The sequence below is a fragment of the Poseidonibacter lekithochrous genome, from assembly GCF_013283835.1.
GTDB classification, from domain to species: Bacteria; Campylobacterota; Campylobacteria; order Campylobacterales; family Arcobacteraceae; genus Poseidonibacter; species Poseidonibacter lekithochrous.
In genome coordinates, this window is record NZ_CP054052.1 from 2,561,848 (window position 1) to 2,583,434 (window position 21,587).

The 21,587-nt window shown below is 27.8% G+C and carries 26 protein-coding genes; 15 read left to right on the forward strand and 11 right to left on the reverse strand.

What is annotated here, in order from left to right; genetic code table 11:
- Nucleotides 1–66: 66 nt before the first annotated feature.
- Nucleotides 67–399 (forward strand): hypothetical protein, encoded by a 333-nt coding sequence (locus tag ALEK_RS12105; RefSeq protein ID WP_071627743.1) that lies wholly within the window; start codon nucleotides 67–69, stop codon nucleotides 397–399.
- Nucleotides 400–441: 42 nt separating this feature from the next.
- Here ALEK_RS12105 and ALEK_RS12110 read toward each other — a convergent pair whose 3' ends face one another.
- The 6 genes from ALEK_RS12110 to rsmD all read right to left on the reverse strand — a co-directional run bounded on the left by ALEK_RS12110 (nucleotide 442) and on the right by rsmD (nucleotide 5,428).
- Entirely contained in the window at nucleotides 442–1,794 is a 1,353-nt protein-coding gene (locus ALEK_RS12110; protein ID WP_071627744.1) for a TolC family protein, read from the reverse strand.
- Nucleotides 1,795–1,806: 12 nt separating this feature from the next.
- Entirely contained in the window at nucleotides 1,807–2,754 is a 948-nt protein-coding gene (locus tag ALEK_RS12115; RefSeq protein ID WP_071627745.1) for an HlyD family secretion protein, read from the reverse strand.
- Nucleotides 2,755–2,757: 3 nt separating this feature from the next.
- Nucleotides 2,758–3,183 carry a DUF3302 domain-containing protein gene (locus ALEK_RS17730; protein WP_071627746.1) on the reverse strand — a complete coding sequence of 142 codons (426 nt, stop codon included), beginning with the start codon at nucleotides 3,181–3,183 and terminating at the stop codon, nucleotides 2,758–2,760.
- Nucleotides 3,184–3,223: 40 nt separating this feature from the next.
- Nucleotides 3,224–3,874, reverse strand: a complete 651-nt coding sequence (locus ALEK_RS12125) for a DUF3313 family protein (protein WP_071627747.1) — start codon at nucleotides 3,872–3,874, stop codon at nucleotides 3,224–3,226.
- Nucleotides 3,875–4,027: 153 nt separating this feature from the next.
- The gene (locus ALEK_RS12130) at nucleotides 4,028–4,828 is read right to left on the reverse strand and encodes an ABC transporter permease (RefSeq protein WP_071627748.1); all 801 of its coding nucleotides are present in this window, start codon (nucleotides 4,826–4,828) and stop codon (nucleotides 4,028–4,030) included.
- 3 nt (nucleotides 4,829–4,831) lie between these two features.
- Nucleotides 4,832–5,428, reverse strand: a complete 597-nt coding sequence (gene rsmD, locus ALEK_RS12135; RefSeq protein ID WP_071627749.1) for a 16S rRNA (guanine(966)-N(2))-methyltransferase RsmD — start codon at nucleotides 5,426–5,428, stop codon at nucleotides 4,832–4,834.
- A gap of 122 nt (nucleotides 5,429–5,550) precedes the next feature.
- On the opposite strand from rsmD, the gene ALEK_RS12140 reads away from it, so the two are divergent.
- Entirely contained in the window at nucleotides 5,551–6,039 is a 489-nt protein-coding gene (locus ALEK_RS12140; RefSeq protein ID WP_071627750.1) for a DUF2062 domain-containing protein, read from the forward strand.
- A 23-nt stretch (nucleotides 6,040–6,062) separates the two neighbouring features.
- Here the strand turns inward: ALEK_RS12140 and rny are convergent, their stop codons facing one another.
- Both rny and ALEK_RS12150 read right to left on the reverse strand, forming a co-directional pair.
- Nucleotides 6,063–7,607 carry a ribonuclease Y gene (gene rny / locus ALEK_RS12145; protein WP_071627751.1) on the reverse strand — a complete coding sequence of 515 codons (1,545 nt, stop codon included), beginning with the start codon at nucleotides 7,605–7,607 and terminating at the stop codon, nucleotides 6,063–6,065.
- 10 nt (nucleotides 7,608–7,617) lie between these two features.
- Nucleotides 7,618–8,157, reverse strand: coding sequence for a 5-formyltetrahydrofolate cyclo-ligase (locus tag ALEK_RS12150; protein WP_071627752.1), 540 nt, complete (start codon nucleotides 8,155–8,157; stop codon nucleotides 7,618–7,620).
- Nucleotides 8,158–8,218: 61 nt separating this feature from the next.
- Here ALEK_RS12150 and ALEK_RS12155 point away from each other — a divergent pair, with 61 nt between their 5' ends.
- The 7 genes from ALEK_RS12155 to ALEK_RS12185 all read left to right on the forward strand — a co-directional run bounded on the left by ALEK_RS12155 (nucleotide 8,219) and on the right by ALEK_RS12185 (nucleotide 14,387).
- Nucleotides 8,219–8,785, forward strand: a complete 567-nt coding sequence (locus tag ALEK_RS12155) for a TlpA family protein disulfide reductase (protein ID WP_071627753.1) — start codon at nucleotides 8,219–8,221, stop codon at nucleotides 8,783–8,785.
- Nucleotides 8,786–9,098: 313 nt separating this feature from the next.
- A complete protein-coding gene (gene ftsY, locus ALEK_RS12160) occupies nucleotides 9,099–10,013 on the forward strand; it encodes a signal recognition particle-docking protein FtsY (RefSeq protein WP_407983858.1) in 915 nt (304 codons plus the stop codon).
- 24 nt (nucleotides 10,014–10,037) lie between these two features.
- Nucleotides 10,038–10,688 (forward strand): LysE family translocator, encoded by a 651-nt coding sequence (locus ALEK_RS12165; protein WP_071627754.1) that lies wholly within the window; start codon nucleotides 10,038–10,040, stop codon nucleotides 10,686–10,688.
- Nucleotides 10,689–10,751: 63 nt separating this feature from the next.
- Complete coding sequence (locus tag ALEK_RS12170; protein ID WP_071627755.1) at nucleotides 10,752–11,648, forward strand: cache domain-containing protein; 897 nt, start codon at nucleotides 10,752–10,754, stop codon at nucleotides 11,646–11,648.
- Nucleotides 11,645–12,310: a response regulator transcription factor gene (locus tag ALEK_RS12175; RefSeq protein ID WP_071627756.1), complete on the forward strand. Its 666-nt coding sequence runs from the start codon at nucleotides 11,645–11,647 to the stop codon at nucleotides 12,308–12,310. Before ALEK_RS12170 ends, ALEK_RS12175 begins: the two co-directional genes overlap by 4 nt.
- Nucleotides 12,294–13,418, forward strand: coding sequence for a sensor histidine kinase (locus tag ALEK_RS12180; RefSeq protein WP_071627828.1), 1,125 nt, complete (start codon nucleotides 12,294–12,296; stop codon nucleotides 13,416–13,418). The genes ALEK_RS12175 and ALEK_RS12180 overlap by 17 nt, the downstream gene beginning before the upstream one ends.
- 81 nt (nucleotides 13,419–13,499) lie before the next feature.
- On the forward strand, nucleotides 13,500–14,387 hold the full coding sequence (locus tag ALEK_RS12185) for a c-type cytochrome (RefSeq protein WP_071627757.1): 888 nt from the start codon (nucleotides 13,500–13,502) through the stop codon (nucleotides 14,385–14,387).
- A 64-nt stretch (nucleotides 14,388–14,451) separates the two neighbouring features.
- Here ALEK_RS12185 and ALEK_RS12190 read toward each other — a convergent pair whose 3' ends face one another.
- Entirely contained in the window at nucleotides 14,452–15,003 is a 552-nt protein-coding gene (locus ALEK_RS12190; protein ID WP_071627758.1) for a YqiA/YcfP family alpha/beta fold hydrolase, read from the reverse strand.
- Between the two features lie 117 nt (nucleotides 15,004–15,120).
- On the opposite strand from ALEK_RS12190, the gene ALEK_RS12195 reads away from it, so the two are divergent.
- Together ALEK_RS12195 and radA are read left to right on the forward strand one after the other, a co-directional pair.
- Nucleotides 15,121–16,104 carry a lipid A deacylase LpxR family protein gene (locus tag ALEK_RS12195; RefSeq protein ID WP_071627759.1) on the forward strand — a complete coding sequence of 328 codons (984 nt, stop codon included), beginning with the start codon at nucleotides 15,121–15,123 and terminating at the stop codon, nucleotides 16,102–16,104.
- 91 nt (nucleotides 16,105–16,195) lie between these two features.
- Nucleotides 16,196–17,545: a DNA repair protein RadA gene (gene radA, locus ALEK_RS12200; RefSeq protein WP_071627760.1), complete on the forward strand. Its 1,350-nt coding sequence runs from the start codon at nucleotides 16,196–16,198 to the stop codon at nucleotides 17,543–17,545.
- On the opposite strand, the gene ALEK_RS12205 is transcribed toward radA, so the two are convergent.
- On the reverse strand, nucleotides 17,542–18,111 hold the full coding sequence (locus tag ALEK_RS12205; RefSeq protein ID WP_071627761.1) for a transglutaminase-like domain-containing protein: 570 nt from the start codon (nucleotides 18,109–18,111) through the stop codon (nucleotides 17,542–17,544). The two genes, radA and ALEK_RS12205, sit on opposite strands and share 4 nt — an antisense overlap.
- 88 nt (nucleotides 18,112–18,199) lie before the next feature.
- Here ALEK_RS12205 and ybeY point away from each other — a divergent pair, with 88 nt between their 5' ends.
- Together ybeY and ALEK_RS12215 are read left to right on the forward strand one after the other, a co-directional pair.
- On the forward strand, nucleotides 18,200–18,619 hold the full coding sequence (gene ybeY / locus ALEK_RS12210) for an rRNA maturation RNase YbeY (RefSeq protein WP_071627762.1): 420 nt from the start codon (nucleotides 18,200–18,202) through the stop codon (nucleotides 18,617–18,619).
- Nucleotide 18,620: 1 nt separating this feature from the next.
- Complete coding sequence (locus ALEK_RS12215) at nucleotides 18,621–19,541, forward strand: calcium/sodium antiporter (RefSeq protein WP_071627763.1); 921 nt, start codon at nucleotides 18,621–18,623, stop codon at nucleotides 19,539–19,541.
- Nucleotides 19,542–19,549: 8 nt separating this feature from the next.
- Here ALEK_RS12215 and ALEK_RS12220 read toward each other — a convergent pair whose 3' ends face one another.
- Nucleotides 19,550–19,954 (reverse strand): Fur family transcriptional regulator, encoded by a 405-nt coding sequence (locus ALEK_RS12220; RefSeq protein WP_071627764.1) that lies wholly within the window; start codon nucleotides 19,952–19,954, stop codon nucleotides 19,550–19,552.
- A 220-nt stretch (nucleotides 19,955–20,174) separates the two neighbouring features.
- Between ALEK_RS12220 and ALEK_RS12225 the strand changes: the two genes are divergently transcribed.
- Both ALEK_RS12225 and ALEK_RS12230 read left to right on the forward strand, forming a co-directional pair.
- On the forward strand, nucleotides 20,175–20,837 hold the full coding sequence (locus ALEK_RS12225) for a ferritin family protein (RefSeq protein ID WP_071627765.1): 663 nt from the start codon (nucleotides 20,175–20,177) through the stop codon (nucleotides 20,835–20,837).
- 57 nt (nucleotides 20,838–20,894) lie between these two features.
- Nucleotides 20,895–21,545 carry a ferritin family protein gene (locus ALEK_RS12230; protein WP_071627766.1) on the forward strand — a complete coding sequence of 217 codons (651 nt, stop codon included), beginning with the start codon at nucleotides 20,895–20,897 and terminating at the stop codon, nucleotides 21,543–21,545.
- The last annotated feature ends 42 nt before the right edge of the window (nucleotides 21,546–21,587 follow it).

Sequence of the window (21,587 nt, forward strand, 5' to 3'; positions counted from 1 at the left end):
CTTATTTTGAATTCACATATTTTACACATATAAAAAATTTATAATGAAAAAAATAAAAGGACCATCATGAAAAAAACTCTTTTAACAACTCTTCTAATTGTAACTATTGCCAGTATATTTACAGCTTGTTCAACAAAAAGATATGGAAGACTTCAAAATGTAACAGGTATGGAAAGTGAATACTTAACTTGTAAAGCAATAGATATAGAAATAGACAAAGCTCAGAATTTCTTGAAAAATGCATATTATAAAAACGATAAAATTGACAAAGAGTACATCTTAGGTATTTTAGGAGATTTAGGAATTGGAAATAGAATGGAATATAGTGAAGCTATAAAATCTGCAAAAAATAGATTAGCAGATCTAAAAAAATTACAAGTTGAAAAATCTTGTAACTAAAAATTAAAATCAAAAGACTTTTAAATCTTTTGATTTTTTATTTTACTTTGTATCTTCAAATCCTCCACCAAGGGCTAAATGAAGATTTATTCTATTAAATATTCTTTTACTAGAAATATCAATTAATGAAATTTCTGAAGCAATTAGTCTATTAGTTAATTGCGAAACTTCTAAATACTCAACACTTCCAACTTCAAAAGCAACTTTACTCAGTTGTAATGAATTTTTGTTATCAGAAACTATCTCTTTTAAATAATTCTCTTGTTCTAATAGTTTTTCTTCCAAAGACAATGATGTTTCAACCTCTTTAAAAGCAACTAGTGCTTTTTGAGCATAATCTTCAATTGATTGTTTTTGAACAGCTGTTGCTTTATCAACTTCTGCCTCAATTGCTCCACCTTGATATAGAGGGAAAAACAATCCAGCAAGTAAATCAGATGCCGCATTTGTCAAATTATTGATAGAAGCCCCAATTGAAAAAGAAAACTTCGGTAAATGTAATAATTCTGATTCTCTTTGTTTATAAAAAGCTGCGGCAACTCTTTGCTCAGCAGCAACTAAATCAGGTCGTCTCTCTAATACTTCTGAAGGAATTCCCAAAGGAATAGAATAAGTTAATTTACTTAAACTATTATTTCCTTTAATTAAAGCAGAAGGATAACGTCCTAAAAGTAACTCAAGATTTCTTTGAGAATCTTCCATAGAAGTTAAAGCCATAGAATAAGCATTTTTAGCAGAACTCAAGTTTGATTTTGCAAGATAAACATTTTTTTTATCAACTTGCCCAACCTCGTGTTTTACATTCATTATTTGTAATTCTTTTTCAAATAACTTAACTATATCTTTTGAATAATCAGCTTGTAATTTACTAGTAGTTAACATAACCCATGCTTTTGCAATGGAAGCCACTAAAGACTGTCTTGCAAATTCATAATCAGATTGAGTAGCCATTGCACCTTCTAAAGAAGCTGTTTTAGCAAGTTCTAATCGACCCCAAATATCTGCTTCCCAACCAATAGTTAATCCACCACCATGTATTTCATTTAATGCGTCACTATTTCTACTGCTATATTTTCCACTTAATCCAACTGTGGGTTTAAGTGCTGCGGCTGCTTTTTTAACTAAAGATTGTGATTTAGCAATTTGTATTTTTAAAGATCTTATTTCTCTATTATTTGCTAAACCTTCTTTTATTAATTCTTCTAAAATCGGATCATTAAAAGTTTTAACCCAATCTGTATTAACAGCTCCACTATCTTTAACTTGTTTCCAAACTTTAGGCTCATTAAATTGTTCTTTTTTTACAGTCTGGTTTGCAACTTCCTCATGAGTTGGAAGTTGTTTGCTACATCCTGTAATAAATATTAGAACTATAATTAAAATTAAATTTTTCATAATATTACCTTTCTAGTGTAACCTAACATAGTTTTTCCAACTCATCATTCTAATTAATATCTTTCTAACAATTGATATATGATGAAAGTCTTCACTATAAATTGCAATAGTTGCAGCACTTCCCATTGGTAAATAAAAACCAGAAATATCATCTGTAATTTCAATTTCTACAGGAACTAATCCCTCTTGTATTCTAGGGTTTACACTAATCATTGTAGCTGAGGGAGAAAGTTGACCTTCTGCAATTGCATCCATAATATTCACAACTTTAGCTTTAAATACTCGACCAGGAATTCCAGGGAAAAATATCTCTGCATCATTTCCTACTTTTATATTTTGCATTGGTTGTTGTGTAAAACCACCAAAGTAATTAGTTTTTTTAGTATGAATAAATGTCATCAATGGAGCAAAAGGAAGTGTTGTAGCCATCATTCCCGGTCTTAACCGTAAATGAGTTACAAAACCATCAGTAGGTGCTCTTACAATTGTACTTTCTAAATCAAACTTTGCATCAACTAATTTTGACCTAGTTGTTGCAACATCTTTTTCATATTTTTCAACATCGTATTTACTACCAGCAGAAACTTTTACAAGTTTTCTAGATTGAGCAAGTCTTTTTTTTGCAAAACTTAATTCAGATTTTAACTGATCAACTTTCGCTTGAAAAGGTACAGGATCAATTTTAAATAAAATATCACCTTTTTTCAAATCTTTATTTGCTTGTACATTTACTTCAACAACCGTACCCTTAACATTTGGAATGATAGGAGTTGTAATAAAGTAACTTCTAGCAGTTACAGAAGCTGGATGGAAATATGAAACAATAGATAACATTGTTCCAAGAATAATTAAAGCACCAAGAACAACAGTTGTAATTGACCAAGTATTAATTGAAATATTAAATATTCTAAAAATCACCCAACAAATAGAGAAGTAAGTTATAAGTATAAGTAAATCCATAATTTAATCCTCCTCTTTCTTTAATCTATCTTCTAAGATAGATAATCTTTGCTCTAATGATCCAATTTCTTCTTTTAAGTTGATATTATCTTCTAAGATTTCATCGTATCTATTATCTTCTATTTCTTCTATTGCATTAATATTTTCCTCTTCTTCATTCTCAGAATTAGAAGGAAACTTGGTATTATTCATATTCCAACCTACATCAGGTTTATATAAAGACGCCCATATCCATAAAAAAGGCCATATAATATGTAATAAAAGAAGACTTACCCAACAAGCAGTATGTATTGCTTCTGTATGAGGATGGTTTCTTTTTTTTGCCATCATATAAGGAATGTCATGAATAAACATACCTCCATATATTATTGTTAAAACAACAAATATTAAAACTCCAAGTGCTATATAATCTAATAATCTATCTTCCACATTAAATCCTTTAAAAATTAATATCTATAAATCAAATTCACTATTTATTTATTAACTTCTCTAAAGTTGATTTATAATGGCTAACCCATTTATCTATAGAAGGTTTAATATCAGTTAATGTAATTCTTTTATCCGCAGGGAATCCCTTTTGAACATCAGAATCAACAACCATAGCAACTAATTCATTTGTACTTGCATCTCTTACTTTTATGGCAATTTGGATTACAAGATTTTTATCTTCACCAACCACACCTCTTTTTATAACTGTTAATGCTAAACCAACAGGAATGTATTGATAAAGTTTTAGATCCTTATACTCTTTGCCTAAAGATGTAATAGCAACATCAACTGTAAGTGCTTTATTACCTGCATTTGATTCTAAGGCAGAATTTAATTCATATTGTAAACTACTTTGAAAATAACTTGAAACATTGTCAAGTGTAGTATTACTTATTGTTTCATCTTTCTTGTCGCTTTTAACAATAGGTATATTTGAAACTCTAACTTCTCTATAATCTTTAAAATTAATTCCATCTTTTAAATAAGAATATGCGCCCTCTTTTGTAGGTGAAGGTTTTAATAAAGAAGTGTCTTCAATAAAGCTATTTGATGAGGGTTGGTTTCCAATAGCACAACCTGTAAATAATAAACCAGCTAAACTAATACTTGCTAATGTCATATAATGTTTCATCTTAATTCCTTTGTGTATTATTAAAATAATATTTACTTTATTATTTCTATATATTATATTTTATTATTTAATACTTAAAAGACAATGAATATATTGCAATATATATGATTTTAAAAGATGAGAGAACTAAGGAAAAAAAAGGGGAGAATTATTTTATGATTTTTGGATTTCTTTTTGATTTGCTTTTGATTGTAAGAAATCAGATATTTGCATTAAAGAGAATGTAATTATAAATATCATTAACCCAGGGAAGAAACTAACCCACCATGCAATATCAATAACAGCTTTTCCATCACTAAGTAGACTTCCCCAAGACATTTGAGGTGGGTTAATCCCTAGTCCTAAGAATGATAATCCTGATTCCGCCAAAATAGAACCACCTACTCCAAAAGTAAATGATATTAAAAAAATTGGAGCTAATAAAGGAGCAAAGTATTTAAATATTATTTTCATTGTAGATACATTTGCTAGTTTAAGTATTTTGATAAAAGGTTTATTTCCTATTGCAAAACTCTCGCTTCTAATAAGTCTAGCCATTCCCATCCATCCAGTAATAGATATTACAATGATAAGAATAACAGCTGAAGCTTGAATATACGAAACTAAAGCTAATAATAAAAAGAATGTAGGGAAAGTAAGAAATAAATCAATAACAATTGTAATTGTTTTGTCAATATTACCTTTGAAATATCCCGCATTTATTCCAATAAATAATCCAACTAAAGAAGATATAGAAGCAGCTAAAAATCCAATAATTAGGGATGTCTGACCACCTTCAAGTATTCTAGCAAATACATCACGACCTAGTCTATCAGTACCAAAGATGTGAGCTAAAGATGGTCCTTCTAAAATCTTACTTGGATTTAATTCATAAGGAGATACAGTGTAAATAAATGGCAGTAAAAATACTAAAGCAATAACAGATACTAGTAAATATACAGCCATTTTAAACATGTTTTACTCTTGTGTATAAGTGAAGTAAGAAAGAGAACTCTTACCGAATTTTTTAGTTTTCTTTAATGAAAACTTACCAAGAACATCTGGAATTTCTAATGTACTTACATGTTCAACAATAATCATGTAAATATTTTCATTTTCAATTTCTCTAATCATTTTAAATGATTTTTCATAAATCTCTTCCATTCCATCTCTAAAATCAAATGGTGGATCTACATATAAAATTACTTCGTCATTAGAGTTTTTTAAACTATCTAAAATAGCAGGTGTCTGTACAAAAGTATCACCTAACATTGTTTGACAAGAATTCATATCAATAAATTTACAGTTTCTTACTAAAATATCATAAGATTTTTTATTTAATTCTACAAAATATGCTCTTTTTGCATCTCTTGAAACTGCTTCAAGACCAATAGACCCAGAACCCGCAAAAGATTCTACAAATATTTTATCAATAATATCAAATTGTAAAACATTAAAAAGTGATTCTTTTAGTCTAGACTTTGAAGATCTAGTAACTTCTAAAGATGGTAATTCTAAAGTTTTACCTTTATATTTACCTGCAATGATTTTTGTTGTTGGTTTATCGTTTTTCATAATACTCTTAATAATTTAATTTTTTGTATTATATTCAAAGTTTCATAAGTAAACTATTTAATTTAAAAACTATGTAATCAAAAGCTAATTAAATTATGTTATTTTAAAAGAAAAGAAGAAAATTGCCTAAAAAAATTTTACAGAAAATATTACCAAGTCACAAAAAAATTAAAGAACAAAAATATTTAAAAATATTTGGTCAAGCTTTATATAAAAGAGAAATATGGAGTTTACATAGAAAAAGGGTTTTAGGAGCAGTATTTCTTGGAGTATTTGTATCTTGCTTACCAATACCTCTTCAAATGGTATTAGTAACATTCCTCGCAATAATATTTAATGTAAATTTACCTATTAGTTTTGCTTTATTGTTTATAAATAATCCTATAACAATACCTTTTATATTCTATATAGAGTATGAGATTGGTGCATATATTTTAAATGCTTCAAACAGTATTACTTTTGACTTAGATTCAATGTATGAGAATCTAGGAGATATAGCTATTTATTTATATTTAGGTTCAATTATACTTGGATTGGTTTTGGCTAGTATTAGTACAGTTATTACAAATATTTCATGGATTTATTATGTAAGGAAAAAAAGAAAAAGCTAAAAATTAAATTTTTAGCTTTTTTATTATCTAGCGTAAGATTCTGCTCTTAATTCTCTAATTACATTTACTTTAATTTCACCAGGATATTGAACTTTTTCTTCAATTTCTTGAGCAATCTCAGTAGCTAAAATTACAGCTTCGTCATCGTTTACAAGCTCAGCTTGAACAATAACTCTTACTTCTCTACCTGCATTAATTGCATAAGCATTTAATACACCAGTTTTAGAAGTTGAAATATTTTCAACCTCTTCTACTCTTTTTAAGAAGCTCTCTAAAACTTCTCTTCTAGCACCTGGTCTTGCAGCTGATAAAGCATCAGCAGCACAAACAGAAGCAGATTCGACATTGATAGGTTCTTCATGTCCATGGTGAGCATAAATAGCATTTAATACTGTATCTGGCTCATCATATCTTCTACAAATCTCAGCACCTAAATGTACGTGTGAACCTGGCATATCATGAGTTAATGCTTTACCAATATCATGTAATAATCCAGCACGTCTAGCTAAGATTGCATCTCCACCCATTTGAGCAGCTAATAATCCAGAAAGATGTGCTACTTCTAATGTATGTGCTAATGCATTTTGTCCATAAGAAGCTCTATATCTTAATTTACCAACAAGTTTAACTAACTCTGGATGCATAGATTTAATTCCTAATTCAAGAATTACATCTTCACCCTCTTTTTGAATGTTTTTATCAAATTCGAGTTTTACTTTTTTGTAAATCTCTTCAATTCTAGCAGGTTGAATTCTTCCGTCTTCAAGTAATGCTTTAATTGTTTTAGTAGCTACTGCTCTTCTATATAAATTAAAAGAAGAAATAGTAATAGTATTAGGAGTATCGTCAATAATTACATCAACACCTAATAACATTTCAAGGGCTTTAATATTTCTACCCTCTTTACCAATAATTTTACCTTTAGTTTCTTCATCGTTTAAAGGAAGATTATTGATTAATCTCTCCGCTGCAAACTCACCTGCATATCTAGTAACAGCATGAGATAACATATTGTTGATTTCATTCTTACAATTTGTTTCTGCAACTTTATATTTTTTTCTAAAAATAGAAGCAATTTTTGCTCTTGAGTCTTCTTTTACTTTTTGAAGCATAAGTTCTTTAGCTTCATCAACAGTAAGACCAGAAGCATTTTCTAAAATTTTAATAGCTTCTAAAGTTTTTTCTTCATAATTCTTTTTTTGTTTTTCAATACCATCTTTTAAAGTGCTAAGACTTTTATTCTTTTCACTTATTTCAGATTTTTCTTTTTTAATCGCTTTTAATTCACACTCTAAGTGTTCGTTTAATTCTCTTTCTTTTTTCTCAATTTTTGCAAGCATAGAATCATATTCTCTTCTCGCACTTTTGAACTCTCTATCACAATCAGTTTTCGCTTTTAACTGAGCATCTTTCAATGCAACTTCTGCTTCGTGTTCAATAACTTTAGCTTTTGCTTTTGCCTGTTCTATAAAAATTTGAAATTTTGCTTTATCAATTTTTCTTACTACAAAAATACTCATTATAGAACTTAAAAGTGCTACAACTACCCCTACTATTATGTATTCCATATCCGAAACCTTAACTCGTTATTATATAATCAGCTTGAATATCATATTTATCAGAAAGTATTTTATCGCTTTTGCAAAGTGTTAATTGAGTAAAAATAAGTTTAGGTTGATAATCTATCCTGTCAAAAAATCTATCATACATTCCTTTTCCAAAGCCGATTCTTTTGCCAATAGCATCTACCCCTACAATAGGTACTATAGCAACATCAATTTTTGCGGCCTTAAAAAAAGAGTTATTTGGCTCTTTTATTCCAAACTTCTTACCGTGTAATGGTAATCTGTACTTAACAATCTTAAAACTATCACCTATCATATAAGGAACATAAACATTTTTGTTTTTATATTTTCTTAATTTATTTATTAAAGGTTTAACATCAACCTCTGTTCCTAGTGGTACATATAATAAAATATTTTTTACTTCTTTTAATTTTATAAAGTTTTCTAATTTTCTAATAATAATTTTGTCTTTATAATACTTTGAAAAACGACTTGAAAATTCTAATTTTTTAATACACAATTTTCTAAAATCACTCTTGTGATTTACATTCATATTTAAGCCTCACTTGGGTAAAATTCCTACCCAACAAATAATTTTACCTAAAGGAATTAAAATGCAGTTTAAAACATTAGCATTTTTATCAATTTTATCAATTTTATTTTTTACAGGCTGTAGTTCAGAAGATAAAAAAACTGCACAAGATTCGCAAAATAGCCATGAGTCAAGCATTCAAAGCAGTAAAAAAGAGATAAAATTATCAACAATTGATAATAAAAACATCACAATAATTAAAGAGAATGAAAAAATTATTATCAAAGAGTATCCAAATAAGATTGTACTATTAAATTTCTTTGCAACTTGGTGTCCACCATGTAAAGCAGAAATCCCAAATCTAATTGATTTACAAAATAAATATTCAAAAGATTTCGTAGTAATAGCAGTTTTATTAGAACAAGGTAAAACAAATGAAGAGATTGCATCTTTTGCAAGTGATTTCAAAATCAATTACCCAGTAACAAATAGTAAAAGTAATTTTGATTTATCAAATAGCATAGGCCCAATCAAATCTATCCCAACAATGTTTATGATAGATAAAGACTCAAATATTTTCCAAAAATATGTAGGAATTGTTCCTGTAGAAATGATGGAAATGGATATCAATAAAGTTTTAAAAAAGTAGAAGGTAGTTAATGTTTAGTTTTTTTAAGAAAAAAAAGAAAAAAGAAGAACCAAAAGTAGAAGAAGTACAGGTTGTTGAAGAAGTACAAGAAGAAATTCTAACAACTAGCACACCTGACAAAGAAGAAAATACTCCTACTAAAGATGAAACTACAGAAGAAGTAGTAAATCAAGTGGATGAAATTATCCAAGAAAAAAAGACTGAAGAAGTTTCAAAAGAAGAAGTTGTTGTTGAAGAAACAATAATAGAAGAAGAGACTAAAACAGAAACTATTGTAGAAGAAGCAGTAGTTGAAGAAAAAGTAATTGAAGAGATAGTTGAAGAAAAGATTGAGGAACCTAAAGAAGAAAAGAAAGGTTTCTTTTCAAGAGCTTTAGAAAAAACTTTTGCAAGTATCAAAACAGTAGTTCCTCAGAAAAAAGAGAAAATTGCTTTTGATGATGTAGAAGAGATGTTAATCGAAGCTGATATGGAATATGAAATTATTGAAAAAGCAATGGATGGACTTCCTGAAGAGATTACAAGAAAGCAGTTAAGACATAGACTTGTAATGTTATTTGAACACGCTCCTGATGTTGATTTAAATAATTTACCAAAACCTTTTGTAAGACTTATTATTGGAGTTAATGGAGCTGGTAAAACAACTACTATTGCAAAACTTGCCAATAAGTCTAAAAAAGAAGGAAAATCTGTAATCCTAGGAGCTGGTGATACATTCAGAGCAGCTGCAATTGAGCAATTAGCAACTTGGGCAGATAAACTTGATGTTCCAATTATCAAAACAAAACAAGGTCATGATTCATCAGCAGTTGCTTATGATACGATTTCATCAGCAGTTTCTAGAAATATTGATAATGTTATCATTGATACAGCAGGAAGATTACAAACACAAACTAATTTAAACAATGAATTAAAAAAGATTGTAAAAGTTTGTGGTAAAGCACAAGAAAATGCACCACATCAAAAACTAATGATTTTAGATGGAACTCAAGGTAATACAGCAATTGCACAAGCTAGAGCATTTAATGAAATGGTTGGTATTGATGGAATTATTGTTACTAAACTTGATGGTACAGCAAAAGGTGGAGCATTATTCTCTATCTCAAATCAACTTGAACTTCCAATTTTCTTTGTGGGAATTGGTGAAAAACAAGATGACTTAATCGAATTTAGCCCAGATGCTTTCGTAGACTCATTACTTGATGAAATCTACACAGAAGAGAAATAAATACTAATTAAAAAAGGATAAACTATGAGCATGGATATTATTTTAACATTTACGGTAATTTCTATACTTCTAGTTGTCTCTCCAGGTCCAAATGGAGTACTTATTCTAAAAACAGTACCTATGCATGGTAAGAAAAATGCCATGAATAATGTCTTTGGCATTTTTGCAGCTACTTATTTACATGGAGTATTATCTTTTTTTGGTTTATCAGCAATTATTCTAAGCTCAGCAGAAATTTTTATGGTAGTGAAGATTTTAGGAGCATTATATCTATTATTTTTAGGTCTTAAAGCTATATATTCAATTTTCAAAAAAGATGAAGATATAAAAGAGACTTTAGATAAAAGTATAAGAAAAGAGAAAAAAAGAAGCCATAAACTATCTTTTATTGAAGGTTTTTTAACACAACTTTTAAACCCAAAAGTTTCAATGTTTTATCTAGCAGCTTTTCCACAATTAATAGATTTTAAAAATGCTGCATTTAGTGAAATCTTAATTCTTACTTCTATTCATGCATTTACAATGGGAATATGGTTTACATTTTTTATTCTTTTATTAGGAAAATCTACAAAAGCCATGTCTTCAAAAAAAATGAAAAATATAATAAATGGACTTACGGGAACAGTATTTTTATACTTTAGTTATAAAATACTAAATATAGAATCAAGTAAATAAATTTCATTTACTTGATTTATCATCTAACATTTTGATCTAAAAAACTAACAAGAGGATATTTATTTGAATAAAAGTATTTTTAAAACAAACAAATATCTTCTCTTATTAATTCCATTAACACTTTTTTTCATAGCCTTTATATTCTATTTATTAGGGAATATAAATAATAATGAACAACTAATCTCAAAACTTGAAAATTCATTAGTTTATACAAAAAATATATTTGAAGAAGAAAAGAAATATGCTTTATCTTTAGCTATTTTATTATCCAAAGATAAAGAGATTATTCAATCTTTTCTAAAAAGAGATAGAGTTGAATCTTTTAATTTTGTAAATAAAAAAGTAGCTACATTAAAAAAATTGCAAAACAGTGATATTGAAATACAAATTCATAATCAAGATTTAAAAACATATATAAGAAGTTGGAATATAAATATAAAAGATATTCCCCTGTCTTCTTTTAGACAAGGGTTAGTAAAAGTAAAAGAATTATTAGAGCCTTTAGTTTCTATAGAATTAGGAAAAAGATTAAATATAAAAGCTATTTCACCTTTTATTGTAAATAATAAATTTATTGGTTCAATTGAAGTAATAATAAACTTTAAGCGTTTAACAAAGAGATTAAATGAAAACTCTTTAAATATGTATGTATTACTTGATAATAAATATTTAAATATTGCAAAAGATTTAGTAAATAATCAAAAAATTAAAAATTTCACATTAGTTAATCAAAAAATGATAAATACTAAAATATTTAAAGATATTGATTTAAAAAATCTAAAAGACTATGGATATTTTACAAATGAAGATTTTGCTTTTTCATATTTTACATTTTATAGTTTAAGTAGAGAAAAACTAGGATATGTAATTATTTCATCAAAAAATAGTAATAATATACATCTAAGTAGTACTTATGAAAAACAGCTAAATAAAATTAAAAATGGGATTATAATAGAATGAAAATACTTTTACTAGAGGATGATTTTGATTATAAAAATAGTATCAAGGATTATTTAGAATCATTAGACTATGAAATTGATGATTTTGAAAATGGAGAAGAAGCATTAAGTGCAATCTATGAAAAGTCATATCACCTTTTAATTTTAGATATAAGAGTTCCTGGTATTAGTGGTTATGACTTAGTTAAAACTATAAGAGAAAATGACAATAATATTCCTGTAATTTTTATAACTTCATTAACAGATATAAATAATCTTAGCTTAGGATATGAGCTAGGATGTAATGATTATATAAAAAAACCTTTTTCTCCTAAAGAATTAAAATATAGAATTGAACAAGTAATTAAGGCTTTTTATTTTTCAGCAAATGAAAATTATATAGAATTGAATAACGGTTTTTTATATGAACCTTTAAAAAAAGAGCTGATAAAAGATGATATCAAAGTTAATTTAACTAAAAAAGAAAGCGAAACAATTTTTTGTTTAATCACAAATAAGAACCAATTTGTTAGCATTGAAAAATTGCGATTTGAAGTTTGGGACGATAAGTATATAAATGAAGCAGATATAAGAGTTTGTATTAAAAATATAAGAGATAAAACATCAAAAGAATTTATAATAAACCAAAGAAGTGTTGGATACAAAATTGAAAGAAAGTCATAATAAAAATCATATAATAAAACTTAGTCTTGCTTATACTATTAGTATTATTGTGCTTATTTGTATTCCCGCTTATTTATATATGCAAAGTGAAATAAATAGCTATAAATTTAATCAATATAAAAATATTGATGAACATTCATTGAATATCCAAAGAGCCATATATGATTTTAATGATTCAAAAAATATGATTTTTAGATTTCCAAAATCTTTTTTAATAGACTCTTATCTTTTATCGAAAAATAAAGAACTAATATTTTCTACTACATCACAAACATTAAACTATAAAAACAATATCTCAAAACAAGTTACATTAAGTTCAAATAGGTTAGATGCGAAATACTTGATCGTAACAAAAAGATTTTCATATAAACAAATATATTTAAAAATTGCTATTTTAACCCTTTGTATTGGATTATTTATATTTATCTCCGCATATTTAATCATTAAACAAAGTATTATTCCATATAAAGAAGCAAATGCTTATTTGGATGCATTTTTTAATGATGCTATGCATGAACTAAAAACACCACTTGGAGTAATTCAATTAAACTTAGAAATATTAGAAGAGAAACAACAAACAAAAGAGTTATCAAGAGTATTAAATGGAGTAAAGAATCTTCATTTAATTTATGATGATATTGAATACCTAATTAAAAATAAAAGAGTTCTATATAAAAAGGAAAACACTAATTTCTCTGAGCTGTTAAATCAAAGAATAAATATTTTTGAAAGTTTAGCATTATCAAAAGAGATAAAAATAGATATGAATATTACAGATAATATTCATATTGAGTTCAATAGAACAGAACTTCAAAGAATAATTGATAATACAATCTCAAATGCAATTAAGTATTCAAAAGCAAAAAGCAATATAAAAATACAGCTTATAAAAAATGAAAAAGTAGTATTTAAAGTTGAAGATTTTGGAGCAGGAATAAAAGACACATCAAAAATATTTAATAGATACTACAGAGAAGATTCAATAAAAGGTGGTTTTGGTATTGGTCTTAATATTGTAAAAAATATTTGCGACAAAAATAAAATAGAAATCATATGTAATTCAGAGATTAAAAAAGGAAGTACTTTTACTTATATTTTCAATACTTAATTTATTCTTAAAGTATTCACAAAAAAACAAACATTAAACTTACAAAGACTTGTTAAGATTTCTCAAATAAAAGGAGAAGTCATGAAAAAGTCAATTTTATTATTAGGTTTAGTTTCAATAATGTTTGCTCAAATACCAGATGCACCAACTATTTATCCAAAAGGGGAAGTTGGAAAAATGGTTAAATTAGGTGAAGATATTATAATGAACACAAACACGCATCCACTTACAAAAGAGTATGTTGGCAACGATCTTAAATGTACAAGCTGCCATTTAGGTGGTGGAAAAGAGAAGAGCATAGGAACATTCATAGGAACAGCTGCTGCATTTCCAGCATTTTCAAAAAGAGAAAAAACAGTTCAGACATTACAAGATAGAATTAACAACTGTTTTATGAGAAGTATGAATGGAAAAAGACCAATTGTTGATACTGAAGCATCAATTGCAATGGCAACATACATTACTTGGTTATCAACTGACATACCTATGAAAATGAATGAAAAAAAACCTGTAAATAAGTACTTTACAAAAACTTGGCCAGGAAGCAAACAACTAAAACCGATAATAAAAAAAGCCACACATGATAATTATAAAAATGGTATGAATTTATATACTAATAAATGTTCATCATGTCATGGAGCTGATGGTCAAGGAATTGGAACATTCCCACCAGTATGGGGAAGTAAATCGTATAATACAGGTGCAGGATTAAGTAAACTAGATAAAATGGCTTCATGGATGAAAGGTAATATGCCCTTAGGAAATCCAAACCTTACAAAAGAAGAAGCTATTGATATTAGTATTTATATAAATGCACAAGAAAGAGATGCATTTAATTTAAAAGATCATTTACTTCCAAGAGAAAAAATGGGACACTATAATTCAAAAGTTTTTGAAGAAAAACATACAGTTGAATCAAACTTTAAAGCATTTGGATTAGATGTAAATGAGATTAGAGGAAATAAATAAAGAACTATTTAATCTAGAAGGTATAAAAAACAAGTAAATGATTTTATTTACTTGTTTTTACCAACTAAGCTAAAAAACTTCCAATCTTTCTAAAGTAACTTTCAATATTTTCAAAAGAGTGAGTTCCACCCTCTTCTATTACTAGTTCACTTTCGCTTAATTTTTCAACAGCATCGTTATAATCTAGAACTTCATCTTCTGTTTGTAGAAGTGTGATAAAGTTTTCTTGATTAGATATTTCACTAACTTCCAAACTTTTTAATGCTTGAATATGTTCATTTGTAACTTCAAAAGTTGTAAGGTCATAGTAGTTTCTAGCCATTCCAATTTTATCAAGTGTTTTATATGGGAAAATTGCAGGATTAATTAACACTGCTTTTAAATCATATTTATTAGCTAAATAAATTGAATAATACCCACCTAAAGATGAACCAACTAAACCAACTGTTTCGCCTTTTTCTAATAACATTTCAATTAATTGCTCTAAGGTATCAATTGCTAAATTTGGCACATAAGATAAAGAAGGTGCTATTACTTCATCTTCAAAATATTCTCTAAAAAGTGAAGCTTTTCCACCATGTCCACTACTTCCAAAACCATGTATATATATAATCATTATTGATCCTTTAAAAACGAATTATAAATTTATTTTTATAAAAGTGTGCTTTTAAACTTAATAATAACTAAACAAAATTCTCATATAATTTTAATGTGCACTTATAAGGAGTATATTATGAAAATATTTCTTAAGATAATAGCCTTTACAATTCTCACAACAAATCTTTTTTCACAATCCTTATCTTTATATTTAGAAAATGACTTTATTGGTGGATATGATAAACACTATACAAATGGATTTGCAATTGCTTATGTAAATAATACCAACGACGAAGATGTTAAAATCACAAACAATAAACTCTATGATTTTTTATATAAAGTACCTACTTTTTATGGAGATATGAAATATAGTAATTCAGGTTTAGTTTTTTCTCATCTTACATTCACTCCCCATGATATTAGTAAAAAAGAGAAAATTACAAATGACCTTCCCTATGCAGGAGTTGCTACATTTGATTTCTTTGTACAAAAATGGAATGAAAAGATTCTTCATCAATATATGTTGACACTAGGATTAGTAGGACCAAGTACTTATGCCAAACAACTACAAAAAGAGATGCACTCAATATTTGGGAATAATGACCCAAAAGGCTGGGATAATCAACTAAAAGATGACTTTATTTACAATGCAGCTTATAGTTTATCAACTAAACCATATACTAAAGACATTGGAAGTAAAAAGTTTGATATAACAAATACCTATAAAATAGATTTAGGTAATTATTACAGAGCAATTCAAGTAGGTTCAAAAATTAGAATAAGTAAAAATTTTGCTAATAATTTTAATACAATAGGCAGATTAATCGGAATAAATGAAAATTTAATCACTAATTATGCCTCATTTAAAAACAAAAAATTTGCTTGGGCACTTTCTTATGGACTTTCATATTCATATATTGATTACTTTTATATAAATGATTATGATAAATCATATAATAATCAAAAGATCAAAAATGTATTTACTCATATTATCTCAGCAGAAACAATATGGAAAAAATATATTTTATCTGTTACGGCAAAAATCTCAAACACAAGTCTTAATAATGATCATCCTATTAAAAACAATTGGGCAGGATTAAATATCACTTATTTATTTTAATGATTATAGAAAGTATTTCATTTTGAAATATTTTCTATTCAATAATAAAAATTTGACTATAATTGCATCAAGATTTAAATAGGAAATATTTATGGCAAAGAAAAAAACATCATTATTTGAGTGTCAACACTGTGGAGAACAATCTACAAAATGGCTAGGTAAGTGTCCAAATTGTGGAGGATGGGATAGTTTTATTGAACTAAACCAAGAACAACAAGAAGTTCTTAAAAAAGTCTCAAAAGTTTCATCAAGTACTTCAAAAGCAACACCAATTACGCAAATTGTGCAAGATGATGTAACAAGATTTTCATCTTTTAATGAAGAGTTTGACCTAGTATTAGGTGGAGGAATTGTTCCTGGAAGTTTAACACTAATTGGTGGAAGCCCAGGAGTTGGAAAGTCAACACTACTATTAAAAGTAGCAGGAAGCATGGCAAACAGTGGTAAAAAAGTTTTATATGTATCAGGGGAAGAAAGTGCTGGACAGATTAAACTGAGAGCAAATAGATTAGATGCTAACCATGATGGACTTTTTTTATTAAGTGAAATTAAACTAGAAGAGATTCAAGATGAACTTCTAAGACAAGATTATCAAGTAGTAATTATTGATTCTATTCAAACAATTTATTCTTCAAACCTAACATCAGCTCCCGGTTCTGTATCACAAGTAAGAGAGATTACTTTTGAGCTTATGAGAAAAGCAAAAGAGTCTGATATTGCTATGTTTATTATTGGACATATTACAAAAGATGGAAGTATTGCAGGTCCTAGAGTTTTAGAGCATATGGTTGATACAGTTTTATATTTTGAGGGAGAGTCTTCAAAAGAGTTAAGAATGCTAAGAGGTTTCAAAAATAGATTTGGTTCAACATCAGAGATTGGTATTTTTGAAATGACACAAGAAGGATTAGTAAGTGCAAAGGATATTACATCAAAATTCTTTGATAAATCAAAAGCACAAAGTGGTTCAGCTCTTACAGTTGCAATGGAAGGAAGCCGTGCTTTAATCTTAGAAGTACAAGCTTTAGTGACAGAGAGTACTCATCCAAATCCTAAAAGATCAGCTACTGGGTTTGATGGAAATAGATTAAATATGCTTTTAGCTTTACTTGAGAAAAAAATAGACTTACCGCTTAATCACTATGATGTATTTGTAAATATTTCAGGTGGAATAAAAATCAAAGAAAGTTCAGCAGATTTAGCAGTAGTTGCCGCAATTATTTCTTCTTTTAGAGATAGACCTATTTCTAAAGAGTCTGTATTTATTGGAGAAGTTTCATTAACTGGTGAGATTAAAGATGTTTATTCAATTGATATGAGATTAAAAGAAGCTCAAGCTCAAGGGATTCAAAAAGCTGTAATCGCTTTAAAACCTAACCTTAAACTTGATATTAAATGTTTTGCCGTTGATGAAGTACCAAAAATGATAGAACTTTTCTAAATTTTTATAGGAAGGTTCTTTTTCATATCTTCATATTTGTCGTATTTATTTAAAAATTCTACAATACTAGGAAGAGGTTTTGAGTATAAAGTATCTATATTATACTCGCCCTCTTCTAATTCAAAAGCTAACTTTTCAATAGGAGGAATACATAAGGCATTAACACCTTCTTTATTTCCTCTTGGATCTAAACGATACCATCCATATTTATCTAAATACACCGCATTCAAACCATGTAAAGAAAATTCATCTTTTTTATATTCATTACAATTAAGATATTGATAACATAAAGCAGTTGGAATTCCATTAGTTCTTGTTAATGCTGCAAAGAGATGACTTTTTGCATAACACCACCCAATTTTGGCCTCTAATACTTCACTTGCTTTACAAGTTTTAATATCTCTTGGATAATCCCCAATATGTTTAATATTATCTCTAACATATAAAAAACAGTTCCCAACTATTTGTTCATCTGTCTTACAATTAGTCGAAAGTTTTTTTGCTAACTTTTGAATATTCTCATTAGAATAGTCAATAATTTCACACTCCCCTAAAAATTCTTCCATTATGCATCCTTATTAGCCCTATTTTAATATAGTTAAACTTTTAATTTGCAAAGATTTGATACAATCGCGCAAATTAAAAGGTAAAATTATGATTGATATTGAAAATAATACTTCTTTTGAAATAGATTTATCATCACTAGAATCTATAGCAAATGAGCTAACATCAAAAGATATTGAATTAATCATCACTCAAAATGATGAAATTCAAGAATTAAATAAAGAACATAGAAATATTGACAAAGCTACAGATGTATTAAGTTTTCCTCTAGAATTCGATATGCCAAATATGCCAGCGGGTTCAATTGTAATATCAACAGATTTTGTTGAAGAAAAAGCAAAAGAGTATGGACATACTTTTAACGAAGAGTTATCATTATTGTTTATTCACGGACTACTTCACCTAATTGGTTTTGATCATGAAGTTGATAATGGTGAGCATAGAGACAAAGAAGAAGAATTAATTAATAAATTTAATTTACCAAAAAGTTTAATCATAAGGAATTCATAGAATGGATTTAATTATATTTACAGTAGCTATGGCTGCTTTAATTTACGGCGCAGATTTTATTATTGAACAAAGTGAAAAAATTGCACTTCATTATAATATCTCACATTTTGTAATTGGTGCTACACTAATTGCATTAGGAACATCACTACCTGAAATGGCAGTATCAATTTCAGCTTCTATGAAAGGAAGTGCAGATATTGCAGTAGCAAATGTTATTGGAAGTACTATTTTTAATATTGCCTTAGTTTTAGGTGCAGTATTTTTATTAGCTAAAAAAATAGCTCCTACAAGAGATTTATTTGCAAAAGATTCTGCATGGGCATTATTCCCAATATTAGTATTTATTTTAATGGGACTAGATGGACAATTAAATCTTGTTGATGGAGTTTTATTCTTACTTTTAATGGCTGCTTATTTAATTTTCTTAATTGGATCAAACCAAGTAGAAGATATAGATGAAGACTTAGCAAAAGAAAAATTTGCATGGGGAAAAACATCTGTTTTATTAATAGTAGGATTTGTATTTGTAGTTGTTGGTGCTGATTTTGCAATTGATAGTGCAGGAAATATTGCTAGACAATTTGGTATTTCAGAATGGATTATTGGATTATTCTTAGTTGCATTTGGTACATCATTACCTGAATTAACTATCTCTATTAAATCTGCAATGAATAATAATGCTGATTTAGCAATTGGTAATATTATAGGATCAAATGTTGCTAACTTTACAATGGTATTAGGATTAGCATCAATTCTTAATCCATTAAATGTTGATTTAAATGCTTATTTCTTTGATATAGCAGCAGCAGTGATACTTTCATTAATGTTAGTATTTATTACAGCAAATAAACTTTATAATAAATCTGCAGGTGTAGTATTTATGGTAGTTTTAGCATTAGTAATTCAAAATGGTTTAGCTTAAAAGCTAAACTATTTTGAACATTTAGGGCAAGTACCGCTTAAAACGATATTTATAGAGTCAACTTGAAACTGACTTAGTGTTGAAGCTTCACTAACAACAGAATTCGTGTTAACTGTAACATCTTCAATATGACCACATGATGAACATAACATGTGAGCATGTTCTTCTTTTACTAATTCATAAACTGATTTAGAATTTGGTATCTTAACTTCTGAAAGAAATACTTTTTCAACCATAGCATTAATATTTTTATATATTGTTGCTAATGATATAGATGGAAACTTTGAAAGTAACTTTTTATATAAATCATCTATATTCATATGACCATTAAGGTAAAGCTCTTCTACAATAGCTACCCTTTGAGGAGTCACTTTTAAATCATAATCTTTCAGTAAACTTGTATAATTTGTCATAATTACTCTTCCTTTCGTGAAATAATACAATATTAATCATTTAATTTCACATAATTTATATATTTAATGAATAGCGAATACTTATATTCATAAAAAATAAGTATAACATAATTTTTATTAAACGAGAATAATTTTCCTTTAAGGTTAATTATTCTATACTTCTCTCAACGGAAAAAAATTTTCCTTTAATAAAAAATATAATTAACTAAAGGGTTAGAAAATGAAACAATATGAAACTTACAAATGTAATACATGTGGTTGTGAAGTAGAAGTACAAGAGACAGGAGTTAATGCAAAATTATCATGTTGTGGTGAAGAGATGGCAATGATTACAGAAAACTTAACAGCTGTTAACTTAATGAAAGCATTTGCAGGTGAATCACAAGCTAGAAATAAATATGAGTTCTTTGCAGAAGTTGCATTTTCTGAAGGTTTACATAAAATCGCTAAGTTTTTCCAAGAAGCTGCTGATAATGAAAAATACCATGCAATGGCAGAATTTAAAGCTTATAATAAATTAGTACATGATGTAGAATTAGATTCAACTGCTAAAAATATTCAATATGCAGCAGATGGTGAGAAATATGAACATGAAGAAATGTACCCTAACTTTGAAGCAATTGCTAAGAGTGAGGGTTTAAAAGAGATTGCAAGAATGTTCAAAGCAATTGGAAAAGTTGAAGTTGAGCATGAAAAAGAGTATTTAGAATTAAAACAAGCATTAATTGACGAAGGTTTCTTAGAATCAGATGTAGAAGAAGAATGGGTATGTGAAGTATGTGGTCACGTTCACAGAGGTAAAAAACCACCAAAAGCTTGTCCTTTATGTAGAGTTGAAAAAGAGTATTTTAAAAAGAAAAATAAAGATGTAACTGTAGGTTAATAATATATTTATAATTAATTAAATACTATTTATATAATAAAATTCAAGGAGTTAAGAATGAGACAGTATGAAACATATAGATGTAACAAATGTGGTAACGAAGTTGAAGTACAAAATGTTGGTGGAGGAACTCTATCTTGCTGTGGCGAGCCAATGGAGATGGCAACAGAGAACTTAACAGCTGTTAACTTAATGAAAGCATTTGCTGGTGAATCAATGGCTAGAAACAAGTATGAATATTTTGCTAAGATTGCTCAAAAAGAAGGTTATAGAGATATTGCTGAACACTTCCAAAGAGCTGCTAATAATGAAAAAGTACATGCAAAACTTGAATTAAAGCTATATAACCAAATGACTATGGAAAAAGATTTTGGAGATACTGTTGAAAACCTTAAATATGCCATTGAAGGTGAGTCTTACGAAAACGTAACTATGTATCCTGATTTTGCAAAAATTGCAAAAGAAGAAGGACATAAAGAAGCAGCAAGGATTCTTGCAGGAATTGGTAAAATTGAAATCGAACATGAAAATATGTACAGAGAACTTCTAAAAAGATTAGAAACTGGTGCAGAGCATGAAAGCGATGAAGAAGAAGAGTGGATTTGTGAAGTATGTGGACACGTACATAGAGGGAAAAAAGCTCTAAAAAAATGTCCAGTATGTGATCATCCACAAGAGTACCAATCAAGACTAAACGCTAAAAAATAAATATAAAAGAAGCATTTTATTTTGCTTCTTTATAATTTTACC

Coding starts and splice junctions, on each gene's coding strand:
- ALEK_RS12125 (WP_071627747.1), bottom strand. CDS start 3,874: ATGAAACATTATATGACATTAGCAAGTATTAGTTTAGCTGGTTTATTA.
- ALEK_RS12105 (WP_071627743.1), top strand. CDS start 67: ATGAAAAAAACTCTTTTAACAACTCTTCTAATTGTAACTATTGCCAGT.
- ALEK_RS12175 (WP_071627756.1), top strand. CDS start 11,645: ATGAAAATACTTTTACTAGAGGATGATTTTGATTATAAAAATAGTATC.
- ALEK_RS12185 (WP_071627757.1), top strand. CDS start 13,500: ATGAAAAAGTCAATTTTATTATTAGGTTTAGTTTCAATAATGTTTGCT.
- ALEK_RS12230 (WP_071627766.1), top strand. CDS start 20,895: ATGAGACAGTATGAAACATATAGATGTAACAAATGTGGTAACGAAGTT.
- ALEK_RS12215 (WP_071627763.1), top strand. CDS start 18,621: ATGGATTTAATTATATTTACAGTAGCTATGGCTGCTTTAATTTACGGC.
- ALEK_RS12130 (WP_071627748.1), bottom strand. CDS start 4,828: ATGTTTAAAATGGCTGTATATTTACTAGTATCTGTTATTGCTTTAGTA.
- ALEK_RS12165 (WP_071627754.1), top strand. CDS start 10,038: ATGAGCATGGATATTATTTTAACATTTACGGTAATTTCTATACTTCTA.
- ALEK_RS12155 (WP_071627753.1), top strand. CDS start 8,219: ATGCAGTTTAAAACATTAGCATTTTTATCAATTTTATCAATTTTATTT.
- ALEK_RS12195 (WP_071627759.1), top strand. CDS start 15,121: ATGAAAATATTTCTTAAGATAATAGCCTTTACAATTCTCACAACAAAT.
- ALEK_RS12115 (WP_071627745.1), bottom strand. CDS start 2,754: ATGGATTTACTTATACTTATAACTTACTTCTCTATTTGTTGGGTGATT.
- rny (WP_071627751.1), bottom strand. CDS start 7,607: ATGGAATACATAATAGTAGGGGTAGTTGTAGCACTTTTAAGTTCTATA.
- ALEK_RS12150 (WP_071627752.1), bottom strand. CDS start 8,157: ATGAATGTAAATCACAAGAGTGATTTTAGAAAATTGTGTATTAAAAAA.
- radA (WP_071627760.1), top strand. CDS start 16,196: ATGGCAAAGAAAAAAACATCATTATTTGAGTGTCAACACTGTGGAGAA.
- ybeY (WP_071627762.1), top strand. CDS start 18,200: ATGATTGATATTGAAAATAATACTTCTTTTGAAATAGATTTATCATCA.
- ALEK_RS12110 (WP_071627744.1), bottom strand. CDS start 1,794: ATGAAAAATTTAATTTTAATTATAGTTCTAATATTTATTACAGGATGT.
- ALEK_RS12190 (WP_071627758.1), bottom strand. CDS start 15,003: ATGATTATATATATACATGGTTTTGGAAGTAGTGGACATGGTGGAAAA.
- ALEK_RS12205 (WP_071627761.1), bottom strand. CDS start 18,111: ATGGAAGAATTTTTAGGGGAGTGTGAAATTATTGACTATTCTAATGAG.
- ALEK_RS12225 (WP_071627765.1), top strand. CDS start 20,175: ATGAAACAATATGAAACTTACAAATGTAATACATGTGGTTGTGAAGTA.
- rsmD (WP_071627749.1), bottom strand. CDS start 5,428: ATGAAAAACGATAAACCAACAACAAAAATCATTGCAGGTAAATATAAA.
- ALEK_RS12220 (WP_071627764.1), bottom strand. CDS start 19,954: ATGACAAATTATACAAGTTTACTGAAAGATTATGATTTAAAAGTGACT.